Origin of the sequence: Limimaricola sp. (genome assembly GCF_016125575.1) — a bacterium.
Classification (GTDB): Bacteria; Pseudomonadota; Alphaproteobacteria; order Rhodobacterales; family Rhodobacteraceae; genus WGLM01.
In genome coordinates this window covers 115,626-128,368 of record NZ_WGLM01000006.1, presented here as the reverse complement: position 1 = coordinate 128,368, position 12,743 = coordinate 115,626, and the positions used below count along the sequence as shown (strand labels likewise).

General features: G+C 67.5%; 12 protein-coding genes. 4 read left to right on the top strand and 8 right to left on the bottom strand.

The window, feature by feature from the left end; genetic code table 11:
- Positions 1-3: 3 nt before the first annotated feature.
- The 5 genes from GC146_RS16275 to ilvD all read right to left on the bottom strand — a co-directional run bounded on the left by GC146_RS16275 (position 4) and on the right by ilvD (position 4,601).
- A complete protein-coding gene (locus GC146_RS16275; protein ID WP_291841061.1) occupies positions 4-399 on the bottom strand; it encodes a hypothetical protein in 396 nt (131 codons plus the stop codon).
- 23 nt (positions 400-422) lie between these two features.
- Positions 423-1,196: a DUF6478 family protein gene (locus tag GC146_RS16270; protein ID WP_291841059.1), complete on the bottom strand. Its 774-nt coding sequence runs from the start codon at positions 1,194-1,196 to the stop codon at positions 423-425.
- 100 nt (positions 1,197-1,296) lie between these two features.
- A complete protein-coding gene (locus tag GC146_RS16265) occupies positions 1,297-1,938 on the bottom strand; it encodes a dihydroxy-acid dehydratase (RefSeq protein WP_291841057.1) in 642 nt (213 codons plus the stop codon).
- Complete coding sequence (locus tag GC146_RS16260) at positions 1,925-2,785, bottom strand: alpha/beta hydrolase (RefSeq protein WP_291841055.1); 861 nt, start codon at positions 2,783-2,785, stop codon at positions 1,925-1,927. Before GC146_RS16260 ends, GC146_RS16265 begins: the two co-directional genes overlap by 14 nt.
- Before the next feature lie 85 nt (positions 2,786-2,870).
- Positions 2,871-4,601: a dihydroxy-acid dehydratase gene (gene ilvD, locus GC146_RS16255; protein WP_291841053.1), complete on the bottom strand. Its 1,731-nt coding sequence runs from the start codon at positions 4,599-4,601 to the stop codon at positions 2,871-2,873.
- A 104-nt stretch (positions 4,602-4,705) separates the two neighbouring features.
- Here ilvD and GC146_RS16250 point away from each other — a divergent pair, with 104 nt between their 5' ends.
- Genes GC146_RS16250 through GC146_RS16240 form a run of 3 tightly spaced genes read left to right on the top strand, consistent with a single transcriptional unit; the run spans position 4,706 to position 7,936 of the window.
- Complete coding sequence (locus GC146_RS16250; RefSeq protein WP_291841051.1) at positions 4,706-5,617, top strand: type II CAAX endopeptidase family protein; 912 nt, start codon at positions 4,706-4,708, stop codon at positions 5,615-5,617.
- Between the two features lie 58 nt (positions 5,618-5,675).
- Positions 5,676-6,668, top strand: a complete 993-nt coding sequence (gene accD / locus GC146_RS16245) for an acetyl-CoA carboxylase, carboxyltransferase subunit beta (RefSeq protein ID WP_291841049.1) — start codon at positions 5,676-5,678, stop codon at positions 6,666-6,668.
- Positions 6,665-7,936 carry a folylpolyglutamate synthase/dihydrofolate synthase family protein gene (locus tag GC146_RS16240; protein ID WP_291841047.1) on the top strand — a complete coding sequence of 424 codons (1,272 nt, stop codon included), beginning with the start codon at positions 6,665-6,667 and terminating at the stop codon, positions 7,934-7,936. The genes accD and GC146_RS16240 overlap by 4 nt, the downstream gene beginning before the upstream one ends.
- Before the next feature lie 94 nt (positions 7,937-8,030).
- Here the strand turns inward: GC146_RS16240 and GC146_RS16235 are convergent, their stop codons facing one another.
- The gene (locus GC146_RS16235) at positions 8,031-9,308 is read right to left on the bottom strand and encodes a 4-aminobutyrate--2-oxoglutarate transaminase (protein ID WP_291841045.1); all 1,278 of its coding nucleotides are present in this window, start codon (positions 9,306-9,308) and stop codon (positions 8,031-8,033) included.
- 90 nt (positions 9,309-9,398) lie between these two features.
- Entirely contained in the window at positions 9,399-10,469 is a 1,071-nt protein-coding gene (zapE, locus tag GC146_RS16230) for a cell division protein ZapE (RefSeq protein WP_291841043.1), read from the bottom strand.
- A gap of 119 nt (positions 10,470-10,588) precedes the next feature.
- On the opposite strand from zapE, the gene GC146_RS16225 reads away from it, so the two are divergent.
- Positions 10,589-11,824, top strand: coding sequence for an MFS transporter (locus GC146_RS16225; RefSeq protein ID WP_291841041.1), 1,236 nt, complete (start codon positions 10,589-10,591; stop codon positions 11,822-11,824).
- On the opposite strand, the gene GC146_RS16220 is transcribed toward GC146_RS16225, so the two are convergent.
- Complete coding sequence (locus tag GC146_RS16220) at positions 11,806-12,732, bottom strand: ornithine cyclodeaminase (RefSeq protein WP_291841040.1); 927 nt, start codon at positions 12,730-12,732, stop codon at positions 11,806-11,808. The two genes, GC146_RS16225 and GC146_RS16220, sit on opposite strands and share 19 nt — an antisense overlap.
- Positions 12,733-12,743: the final 11 nt, after the last annotated feature.

The following is a 12,743-nucleotide window of genomic DNA, read 5'->3' as shown; positions in this document are numbered from 1 at the left end:
GCGTCAGCCCGGCACGGCTGGCGGGGCGGTTTCAACGCAATGGCGGCGGAAGGCGCGCTTGAGCAGGTCCAGTTCAGCGCGCAGCAGGTCGACCTCGGCGCGCAGGTCTTCGGCCAGCGCATCGCCCGCCAGAACGGCGAAGCTGGCCAGCACCTCGCCGCTGTCTGCGGCGGCGATCAGGTAGGTCTGCATCCCGTCGGCGATGGTTTCGGGTGGGATCGGAACGCGCACGCGCCAACCGCTCTCGGCGGGGACCGCTTCGACGGTGACACCAGGCAGCACCGTTTCATGATGCGTGACGCGCAACAGCGGCGCGGGCCCGTCAGTGCCCGGCCCGGTCAACAGGCCTTCCCACGCGCCGTCGATCAGCCGGGTCTTGGTCAGCGTCATCGTCGTCATGGCGTCTCCTTCGGCAGTTGCGGTCAAAGTGCCGCGCGCGGATGGCGGCAGAAGGTGATGTCGCGGATCGTCACCTGGTTCATCTCGGGGTTCTCGAAGATCAGGTCCAGCCAAGCCGCCTCGACCCGCTTTTCGTTCAACGCGGTATAGGCCATGTCGAACTCGACCATGACCTCGCTGGAATAAAGCGGCACTTCGCGCACGATCTGCTCGGTATTGGGGCCGTGGCGCACGTTGAGGCGGGCGAAGATTTCCAGCGGCTTCTCTGTCTCGACGATCATGTCCACGCGGACAATGTGGCGGCGTTTCAGGCCTTCGCAGGCCTCGGTCGGCAGGTCGAGGACAAGGCTGAGGAACGACCCGTCGAAGCGGAACACGTCAAGGCGCAGACCAAACGGGGCCAGGTCACTTTCGCGGGTGTTGCGCAGTTGGCGCATCGTCAATTCGCTGATCTTGCAGTCGTGAAACAGCGTGACCTGCCCGCCCAGCGACGTGCGGCTGTCCACCGCCGTGCGCCCCTTCTCGGCCAGCGGCGTACGCCACATCTCGGGGCGCCACGCCCAGTCTGTGCCGGGCGGCTGGGGAAATCCATCGGCGCCGATCCGGGGCAGCACCAGACGGTGGTCGGCGCGCGCGATGAAGGTATCAAGCGGCACGCGCAACGTGCCGGCCTGTTGGCGCAGGCGGCGCAGGGTGGCGATTGGCATTTTCGTGGCGCGCCGGGCGGCCGACCGCCACCGGCGGAGTGCGGCGCGGAACAAAAGCCCCTCGATCAGACCGATCCGATTGCCTGCCATCCTCAGTCCTGCACTCGTTGCCATGCCGGTCGGGTTGCGGGTCCGGCCGGTCTATCGTGGGCTTATCACTGTCAAAGCGTTGATCAAAAGGAAACAGTGCTCAGCCCGTGGAGGCGGGATTTCCGGCATTGGCGGCGCGTAAGGCCGCGACCGCGCCCAGAAGCAGGCGCTGGCCCTCTCCGGCGCTGAGCGGCGCGCGCGCCAGTCCGCGCAGGCTGACCGTCACCATTCGCCCCCCGAGGTCGAGGAACGCACGCCATTCACCGGGCTGTACGCCTTGCGGATCGGCCGCGGTACCATCGGTGAAACGTACCCGCACGAGGCCTGCCGTATGGGCGTGGCTATGGACCCGCACGCTGCCCGGCTGGCCTCCGGCGCTGAGCAGCGCCGTGCCCTGCGGCGAGGTCAGAAGACGATCAAGCGCAGCCTCGTTGCCTGTCACGGCGGCACTTCCGGCGCCGCCGACCTGAACGGTGATCAGGCCAGCAGGGTCAGGCATGGGGCCGTCGCCGGCCACCACCGCACAACCGCCCAACACGACAAAGCCCATCGCAGGGCGGCTTGCGGCGGTATCGACGCAGAAGCCACGCGGACCGGCCACGGTCAGAGCGCCGTCCATCACCGCCACTTGGGTCACCTGTGGTCCGTGCAGCCCGTCGCATCCGGCCAGCGCCAGCACCAGAGCTGTCAGCGCGGCCCAAATGACCGCGCCGCGCCCGCCGATGCGGTTACTGCACGCCAAGGAAATCCTTGACGGCCGCGTTGAAGGCTGCCGGCTGCTGCCAGACGATGAAATGCGCAGCATCCGGGATGATCTTCAGCGTCGCGTTCGGAATGCTGTCGGCGATCATCTTGGTGTGCTCGGGCTTGATCAGGTCGTGGTCGCCCACCATCACCAGCACCGGCGCGGTGATCTGGCCCAACTGGCCGGTGATGTGCGGCTCGTTCTCCCACATCGTATTGATCGCGGTGTTGAACGCATCCCACTGGTCGGGCGTGGGCGACAGAGCCTTGTAGGTGTCTTCGTCGCGGGTGCTGGGGATGTTGTAGGGCACGCTGTCGAAGACCGAGCCATCCACCCCGTCGGGATCGGTATTGGCGCCGTCCGCGACAATCTTGTTCACGCGCGAGGGGTCATGGATGCCCATGATCAGGCCGACGATGCCGCCATCGCTCCAGCCGACGACATCGGCCTTGTCGATCTTGAGCGCGTCCATCACCCCGATGACATCGCTTTCCATCGCCTCGTAGGTGATCGGCTTGCCGTCCCAGGTCGAGCGGCCATGGCCGCGAAGCTCGATCAGCAGCACGCGGTTGTGCTGGTCGAAGGCGGGCACCTGGTTGCCCCAGGCCAGCGCGCTGCCCTCGCCGCCATGCAGGAAGATGATCCACGGGCCGGAGGTGCCGTGCACCTCGTAGTAGATCTGCAGCCCGTTGACCGGCACGTTGCCGCTGGAATCAGGCGGCGGCAGCGGCGCGGGGTCGGGCACGGTCTGCCAGGCCTCCTGCGCAAAGGCAGGCGCGGGGGTCAGCCCCAGCGCCGCGGACCCGGCCAAAACCGATGCAACGATCAGACCACGCAGACCCATTTTCCTGTCCTCCCCTTGGGCAACAAATTGCCCCGAGGCTGGTCCCGTTCGGCGAACCGGTCAAGCCGATTCGCCGGGTACCAGTTCAGAGATCCATGTAGATATGGGTCTCGGCGCGCGCGCCCGGATGGGTCACGGCACCCTGACGGGTCGGGCCGACCAGCTTGGCGTATTTCCACAGGGCACCAGAGGCGTAATTGGTCGGGCGCGGGCCCTTCCAGTCGGCCTTGCGCGCGGCCAGTTCCTCGTCGCTGAGCGCGACGCTGAGCTCGCCCGTGGTGGCGTTCAGCGTGATCATGTCGCCGTCCTTCAAGAGCGCGATCGGCCCGCCATGCGCCGCCTCGGGGCCGACATGGCCCACGCAGAAGCCGCGCGTCGCGCCGGAGAAGCGGCCGTCGGTGATCAGCGCCACCTTCTTGCCCATGCCCTGCCCGCTGATCGCGGCGGTGGTCGCCAGCATCTCGCGCATGCCGGGGCCACCGGCCGGGCCCTCGTTGCGGATGACGATGACTTCGCCTTCCTGATAATCGCGCGCCTTTACGGCCTCGAAGGCATCTTCTTCGCACTCAAAGACGCGGGCCGGGCCGGTGAACACGCGCTGGTCGGCGGTCATGCCGGCGACTTTCACGATGGCACCATCGGGGGCAAGGTTGCCCTTTAGGCCCACGACACCACCGGTGGGCGAGATCGGCGCCGAAACGGGGTAGATCACCCGCCCGTCAGCCTCGCCCGCGATCCGGTCGAGCGACTCGCCAATGGTTTCGCCCGAGGCGGTGATGCAGTCTTCGTGCAGCAGGCCCGCCTTGCGCAGTTCCTTCATCACCACCGGCACGCCGCCCGCCTCGTAAAGGTCCTTGGCCACATATTGGCCGCCCGGCTTGAGGTCGACGAAATAGGGCGTGTCCTTGAAGATGTCGCAGACGTCGAAGAGGTCAAAGTCGATCCCCGCCTCGTGCGCGATAGCGGGCAGGTGCAGGCCGGCATTGGTGCTGCCGCCGGTGCAGGCCACCACGCGCGCGGCGTTTTCCAGGCTCTTGCGGGTGACGATGTCACGCGCGCGGATGTTCTTCTCCAGAAGCAGCATCACCGCCTGCCCCGACGCCTCGCCATATTGGTCGCGGCTTTCGTAAGGCGCGGGCATGCCGGAGGAGTTGAGCAGGGCAAGGCCAATCGCCTCGGACACGCAGGCCATCGTGTTGGCGGTGAACTGGCCGCCGCAGGCGCCCGCGCTGGGACAGGCCACGCGCTCCAGAATGGCAAGCTCGGCATCGCTCATGTTACCGGCCTGGTGCTGGCCGACGGCCTCGAACACGTCCTGCACGGTCAGATCGCGGCCATTCAGCCGGCCCGGCAGAATCGACCCTCCGTAGATGAAGACGGACGGCACGTTCAGCCGCACCATCGCCATCATCATCCCCGGAAGCGACTTGTCACATCCGGCAAGACCCACCAGCGCGTCATAGCAATGGCCGCGCATCGTCAACTCGACCGTGTCGGCAATCGCCTCGCGGCTGGCCAGCGACGACCGCATGCCCTCGTGGCCCATCGCGATGCCGTCGGTCACGGTGATCGTGGTGAACTCACGCGGGGTGCCGCTGGCGGCCTTGACGCCCAGTTTCACCGCCTGCGCCTGCCGGTTCAGCGCGATGTTGCAGGGCGCGGCCTCGTTCCAGCAGGTCGCGACGCCGACGAAGGGCTGCGCGATATCGTCCTCATCCATGCCCATCGCGTAATAATAGGAGCGGTGCGGTGCGCGGGCGGGCCCGACCGACACATGGCGGCTGGGCAGCTTGGACTTGTCGAAATGGCGGGTCATCGGTGGCTCCTGTCGTGCTGTCTTGTCGGGGTTTGGTCTAAAACGGCCACCCCGGCCTTACAAGCGGCTTTGACGTTCCCCGTCGGCCTGCCTAGGGTCCGGCCATGCTGTCCGATCCCTATGCACCGCACCGCCGGCTTGCCGCGGCTTCCCGTCCCGGCGCCTCGCCCGGACGGATCGCGCTGGGTGCTTTCCTTGTTGTCGTGGCCTTCGTCGCGGTGCCTGATGTCGCCGCTCTTCTGGGCCTGAGCGATAGCCAGATCGCCGATCTTCAGGGTGGCACGACCGCGCCGGGCATGTTGGCGCAACTCTCGGGATACCTCGTGCCGCTGGCGATGCTGGGTGGCGTGATGCGGCGCCTGCACGGCCTGCCGCTTCGAACGCTGCTGGGCCCACCCGAACTGGCATGGCGGCAGGGCGTGGCGGTGGCGCTGATGGTGTTCGCCGTGCTGGCTGCGCAGGATCTGCTGCCGCCATGGCCCGCACTGGGCAACGTCGCCGCAATCCGCCCCTTGGGCCAATGGTTGCTTTGGCTGCTGCCGGGGCTGGTGCTGCTGCTGATCCAGACCGGCGCGGAAGAGGCGTTCTTTCGCGGCTACCTGCAACAGCAGCTTGCCGCGCTCAGCGACCGGCCGCTGGTCTGGATGGGCCTGCCCAGCCTGATCTTCGGCATCGTGCATTTCTGGAATGCGCCGGGGCCGGCTGAAGGTGTGCTATGGGCCGTGTGGGCGGGCCTGCTGGGGCTGGCCTGTGCCGATCTTGCCGCGCGGGGCGGCACGCTTGGCCCGGCAATCGGGCTGCACTTTGCCAACAACGTGGCCTCGATCATCGTCTTCGGGGGCCTGGGCGCGCCGGGATCGGGCCTTGCCCTGATCCTGCTGGACGTCGCGCCGCAGGGCATGGCCAGCCGATCGGTCGCCGAGGTCTTCACGCCAGAGGCGCTGCTGGGCCTCGTCTTCATCGCGCTCGGCAACCTCGTGGTCTGGCTGGCCGGCAGGCTTGCCTTGCGGCGCTGATTGCAATTCGCCCCGCCGCGGCATATTTCCAACCCCGCAACGTCAGAAGGCCGCCGGCATGAACTGGATCACCAACTACGTCCGCCCGACCATCAACTCGCTGTTTTCCCGGCGCGAATTGCCCGAGAATCTGTGGACCAAGTGTGACGAGTGCGGAACGATGTTGTTCCACCGCGAGCTGGCTGCACATCTCAACGTCTGCACAAGTTGCGGCCATCACATGCCGATCACGCCGCGCGCGCGTTTCAACGCGCTGTTTGACGGTGGCGTCTTCACCGAGGTGAAGGTACCCGAGCCCATCGCCGATCCGCTGCAGTTCCGCGACCAGAAGAAATACACCGACCGCCTGAAAGCCGCGCAAAAGCAGACCGGCGAGAAAGAGGCGATGCTTGTCGCCACCGGCGAGATCGGGCGCACGCCCATCGTCGCCGCCGCGCAGGATTTCAGCTTCATGGCAGGCTCCATGGGCATGTACGTGGGCAACGCCATCATCGCCGCTGCCGAAGAGGCGGTGAAGCTGAAGCGCCCGCTGATCCTCTTTTCCGCGGCCGGTGGCGCGCGGATGCAGGAGGGCATCCTCAGCCTGATGCAGATGCCGCGCACCACCGTCGCGGTCGAGATGCTGAAAGAGGCGGGCCTGCCCTACATCGTGGTGCTGACCCATCCCACGACCGGCGGCGTCACCGCCTCCTACGCGATGCTGGGCGATGTGCAGCTGGCCGAACCGGGTGCCCTGATCTGCTTTGCCGGCCCCCGCGTGATCGAACAGACGATCCACGAAAAGCTGCCCGAGGGCTTCCAGCGGGCCGAATACCTGCTGGACCACGGGATGCTGGACCGGGTGACGCCGCGGGCAAAGCTGCGCGACGAGCTGATCGGGCTGGTGCGCCTGTTGCTTGGCCTGCCGCCCGCCATCGCCGCCGACCTGCCCGCGCCCGCCGCCGCCGATGACAGCGCGCCGGATGACGCGGCCACGCCCGAAGCAGCCGCGCCCAAGGCCGAACCCGCCGCCGCATCGGCCAAACCTGCCGCGAAGGCTACAAAGACGTGACATCCACATCCGACGTCATCCTGCAACGGATGATGGGACTGCACCCCAAGGTTATTGACCTTACGCTCGACCGTGTCTGGCGCTTGCTGAACAGGCTCGGCAACCCGCAGGACCGGCTGCCGCCGGTCATCCACATCGCCGGCACCAACGGCAAGGGGTCGACCCAGGCAATGATCCGCGCCGGGCTGGAGCGCGCCGGGCAGCGCGTCCATGCCTATACCTCGCCGCACCTCGCGCGGTTCCACGAACGCATCCGGCTCGACGGCACGCTGATCTCCGAGCCTGCGCTAACCGCCGTGCTCGACCGCTGCTACGAGGCCAACGGCCCCGACCCGATCACCTTTTTCGAGATCACCACCGCCGCGGCCTTTCTCGCCTTTGCCGAAACGCCGGCGGATTACGTGTTGCTGGAGGTCGGCCTGGGCGGGCGGCTCGACGCGACCAACGTGATTGCCCAGCCGCGGTTGACTGTCATCACCCCGGTCGATCTCGATCATCAGTCCTTCCTTGGCGATACGCTGCCACTGATCGCGGGTGAAAAGGCCGGGATCATCAAGCGGGGCGTGCCCTGCATCGTCGGCCCACAGCACCCCGAAGCACTCGACGTGATCGAGCAGGTTGCCGAGCGCGTTGGCGCGCCGTTGCTGGCGCATGGCCAGCACTGGCACGTTTCCACCGAACGCGGGCGGCTGATCTACCAGGACGAGACCGGACTGCTGGACCTGCCGATGCCCAACCTTCCGGGCCCGCACCAGGTGATCAACGCCGGCGCGGCACTGGCCAGCTTGCGCGCGCTGGGCATGGACGAGGCCGCCTGCGAGGCCGCGGTGACCCAGGCGCACTGGCCCGCGCGGATGCAACACCTGACAGAGGGCCACCTGGCCGATCTCGCCCGCCCGGCCGAACTCTGGCTTGACGGCGGGCACAACCCCGCCGCGGGGCTGGTCCTGGCCGAGACGCTGCGCCAGATGCGCGGGCGCGAGGTGCACCTGATCTGCGGCATGCTCAACACCAAGGATATCGCGGGCTACCTGCGCCCGCTGGCAGAGGCGGCGCAAAGCCTGACCGCCGTCTCGATCCCGGGCGAGACCAACACGATCCCCGCCGAGGCGACGATGGCGCAGGCCCAGGCGGTGGGCCTGCCCGCCACCACCGCGCCCTCGGTGCAAGCGGCGATCAGCACGATCTCTGCCGCGCATCCGACCGCGCGCATCCTGATCTGCGGCTCGCTCTACCTCGCGGGCCACGTCCTGCGCGAGAACGGCTAGCCTCTTCTTCTGGCGGCAAATACTCTCGGGGGGAGGCTCCGCAGGAGCCCGGGGGGCAGACAGCCCCCCGCCACCGCCAACGGCAGGGCCGCCCTCAGGCGGCCTTCGCAGCCTCGACCGAGGCTTCCAGGATGTCCATCGCTTCGGCGAAATGCGCGTCGGGAATGGTGATCGGCGCAAGGAAGCGGATCACGTTGCCATAAACGCCGCAGGTCAGCAGGATCAGCCCCCGCGCCAGCGCCTCGGCCTTCACCCGGTTGGTGAAATCGGCGTCCGGCGTCGCCTCGCCTGGCACGTTGAACTCTACCGCCACCATGAAGCCGGGGCCGCGCACCTCGGCGATCTGCGGCGTCGTGGCGCGCAGCGCTTCCAGCCGCTGGCGCAGCTTCGAGCCCAGCACGTTGGCGCGGTCGCAGAGGTCCTCCTCCTCGATCACGTCGAGCACGGCATTGGCCGCGGCGATGCCCAGCGGGTTGCCGCCATAGGTGCCGCCCAGCCCACCGGGATTGGCCGCATCCATGATCTCGGCGCGCCCGGTCACCGCCGCCAGCGGCAGGCCCCCGGCCAGACCCTTGGCCATCGTGGTGATGTCGGCGGCGACATCGTAATGCTCCATCGCGAAAAGCTTGCCGGTGCGGGCGAAACCGGTCTGCACCTCGTCGGCGATCAGCACGATGCCGTGGTCATCGCAAAGCTTGCGCAGCGCACGCATCAACTCGGCCGGCGCCTGGTAAAAGCCGCCTTCGCCCTGCACCGGTTCGATGATCACGGCGGCCACGCGGCCGGGGTCCAGATCGGCCTTGAAGAGCTGCGTGATCGCCTTCATCGCGGTGTCGGTCGAGGTGCCATGCAGGTCCACGGGGAAGGGCACGTGGTAGATGTCGGGCATCATCGTGCCAAAGCCCGCCTTGTAGGGCTGCACCTTGCCGGTCAGGCTCATCCCCATGAAGGTGCGGCCGTGAAAGCCGCCGCCGAAGGCGATGACGGCCTGCCGCCCGGTTGCAAAGCGGGCAACCTTCACCGCGTTCTCCACCGCCTCGGCGCCGGTCGTCACGAACACCGTGCGCTTCTCGAAATCGCCGGGGACCAGAGCGTTCAGCCGCTCGCCCAGACGGATGTAGTTTTCATAGGGCAACACCTGGTGGCAGGTGTGGGTGAAGCTTTCCAGTTGCTTCTGCACTGCCGCCATCACTTTGGGGTGGCGGTGGCCGGTGTTGACCACGGCAATGCCCGCGGCAAAGTCGATGTAGCGGCGCCCTTCGACATCCCAGACCTCGGCATTCTCGGCGCGCTCGACATAGACCTGCGTCATCATGCCCACGCCCCGGGCGATGGCGGTCTTGCGCCGTTCGGCGATCTCGGCGTTCTTCATCTCTCGTATCCTTCCGCGATGCGGTTCTCGAACCGCGCGCCAGTCTAGCCATCCGAACGCGCGCCGCCAGCGCGAAATCGCGCCGTTGCGTCAGTCGCGCGGCGGGTCCGGCTGGCCCCAGTCCGCGCCCTGCATCTCGACCAGCCGGCTGGCGGTGCGGGCAAATTCGAAACTGCCCTCGCCCTCGACATAAAGCATGTCCGGTGCTGCGGCAGCCGAACAGATCAGCCGCACCTTGCCCTCGTAAAGCGCGTCGATCAGCGTGACGAAACGCTTGGCCTCGTTGTAGTTCGACCGGCTCAGCCGCGGGATATCCTCGAGGATCAGCACCCGCGCGGCCTCGGCCAGCGCGAGGTAATCGGCCGCGCCCAGCGGCCGCCCGCAAAGGTCATAGAAACTCGCCCGCGCCACGCCGTTGTGAAAGGCCGGAATCTCCACCTCGCGGCCTTTCACTCGCAGGTGCATCGGGTGGGCGCGCGCGCCGCCGAAATCCTCCCAGATGGCGGCGATAGCCCGCCGCGCGGCGGTGTCGACAGGGGTGAAATAGGTCTGGCTGCCGGCCAGCCGGTTCTGCCGGTGATCGGTGGCGCTGGCCAGTTCGCGCACCTCCAGCCGCTCCTGCAGGAGCGCGATGAAGGGCAGGAACACCTCGCGGTTCAGACCGTTGAGATACAGGTCCTCGGGCGGCCGGTTCGAGGTGGTCACCACCGTGACGCCCGCCGCGAACAGCGCCTGAAACAGCCGGCCCACGATCATCGCGTCGGTGATGTCGCTGATCTGCATCTCGTCGAAGGCGAGAAAGCGGATCTCTGCGGCGATGCTGGCCGCGACCGGGGCGATCGGGTCCTCGACGCCGCGTGCGCGGGCCTTGGCGATGCCGGTGTGCACCTCCTGCATGAAGGCGTGGAAATGGCGGCGCATCTTCGCCGCGCCGACCTGTGCATAAAGCAGGTCCATCAGCATCGACTTGCCGCGCCCGACCCCGCCCCAGAGGTAGAGGCCGCGCACCGGTTCGGGCGCGCGGCGGAGAAAGCCGCGCTTGACCGGGGCTGCCAGCCCCGCGCGCACCCGCTCCAGGGCCTCCAGAACGCCCTGCTGCGCCGGGTCCGGCCTTAACCGTCCCGCTGCCACCTCGGCTGCGTATGCTTCGCGTATGTCCATTCCGTTCGCTTAGCGGGGCGGGCCTCGCTTGAAAAGCGCCCGCGATACACCGGTGGCATGACGGGCGCACCGATTTGTGCGGGATTGACGGCGTGCCGCGGTTCGACAATCTGGCGTTCATGCAGACGCGCGCGCCGCTTTTTACCCCCGTCCTTGTCACCGGTTGCCTGGTGATCCTGACGGGCTTTGCCATCCGCGCATCGTTCGGCATCTTCCAGATTCCCATCGCCAGCGAATTTCACTGGCCGCGCAGCGATTTCAGCCTGGCCATCGCGATCCAGAACCTGGCCTGGGGCATCGGTCAGCCGATCTTCGGCGCACTGGCCGAACGGATCGGCGACCGCAGGGCGATCTTCCTCGGCGCGCTGTTCTATGCCGCGGGGCTGGTCCTGTCGGCGGGCGCGACCACGCCGCTGGCCCACCAGGCCTACGAGGTGCTGGTGGGTTTCGGCATTGCCGGCACCGGCTTTGGCGTGATCCTGGCCGTGGTGGGCCGGGCCGCGGCGGCCGAACATCGCAGCATGGCGCTGGCCATCGCGACGGCCGCAGGCTCTGCCGGGCAGGTCTTTGGCCCGCCGCTGGCCGAGGGACTGCTGGCGGTGATGGACTGGCAGATGGTCTTCCTCGTCTTCGCGGCGCTGATCCTTGCCGCGATGCTGGTTCTGCCCTTCATGCGCGGCCCCGCGCCCGCCAGCCGGCTGGAGCTGGAGGAAAGCATGGGCCAGCTTCTGCGCCGCGCCTTTGCCGACCCGTCTTACATGATGATCTTCATCGGCTTTTTCTCTTGCGGCTACCAGCTGGGCTTCATCACCGCGCATTTCCCCGCCTTCGTGACCGAGATGTGCGGCCCCATAGCGGCGGGCGGTGTGCTGGCCGCGCTCGGCGTCACCTCGACCAGCGCGCTGGGCGCGATCGCGATCTCGCTGATCGGGGTGGCCAATATCGGCGGGACGCTGATGGCCGGCTGGGCGGGCAAGCATTACCCGCGCAAATACGTGCTGTCCTCGATCTATCTTGGCCGCACAGTGATTGCCGTGGCGTTCATCATGACGCCGATGACACCGGCCACGGTGGTCCTGTTCTCATTGGGCATGGGCAGCCTGTGGCTGGCCACCGTGCCGCTGACCTCGGGCCTTGTCGCGCATCTTTACGGGCTGCGCTACATGGGCACGCTTTACGGCATCGTCTTCTTCAGCCACCAGCTGGGCGCGTTCCTCGGCGTCTGGCTGGGCGGGCGGATGTACGACATCACCGGCAATTACACCGCCGTCTGGTGGGTGGGGATCGGGGTGGGCCTGCTCTCGGCGCTGATCCACCTGCCGATCCGGGAAGAGGCTCAGCCGCTGGTGGCCTGACGTGCCTGCCAGACATCGAGGATGTAGCGACTGGTCATCAGGTCCAGATGCGCGCCGCCGCCGTTCTTGAACAGCGTGATCTCGTCGGGGCTGGTTCGCGTGAATTTGTCCAGCGCATAGTAATCGGCCAGGACGTGGCTGGCGGGGATCACGCCGGTTTCCACCGGGATCTTCAACTCGCCGATATGGCCCACGGTCGTGTGCATGTTGTCCACGAACACGCGCGACCGTTTCAGCGCGGTATCGTCGGTTTCGCGCATGTCGGGGCGGTAGGCGCCGATCAGGTCGATGTGCTGGCCGGGTTGCAGCCACTCGCCCTTGATCACCGGGTTGGTCGACATCGTCGCGCTGGTCACGATGTCGGCGCGCCGCACGGCTGCCTCCAGATCCTCGGCGATGGCCACTTCCGGATGCTCGGCCTGAAACCGCTTTGCGCCTTCCGGCGAACGGTTCCAGACGGTGAAATGCGCGTCGGGAAAGGCCGCGCCATAGGCCGCGCGCAAGGAACGCCCCACCGTCCCCGCGCCGACGATCAGGATCTCGCGGCTGTCGGGCCGGGCAAGGCGGGTCGCGGCCAGCAGGCTGTCGCCGGCCGTCTTCCACTTGGTCACAAGGTGAAAGTCGAGGATCGCCTCCAGCGCACCGTCCTCGTCGGAAAAGAGGCTGACCGCGCCGCCAATCATGGCCTTGCCCTGCGCGGCGTTGCCCGGAAAGATCGTGGCGCATTTCACCGCGATCCCCATCCCGTCGATCCATGCCGAGCGGTTCAGCAGCGTGTCCGCCCCCCGGTAAAGGAACACATCCTCGACCTTGGCCGGCGGCTTGTCGTGCCCTACGGCCAAGGCGCGCGTCAGCCCCAGCCAGTCCAGCCCCTTTTCGCCCTCGGCGAAGTCGATGGTCGCAGTCATGTTATGTCCCC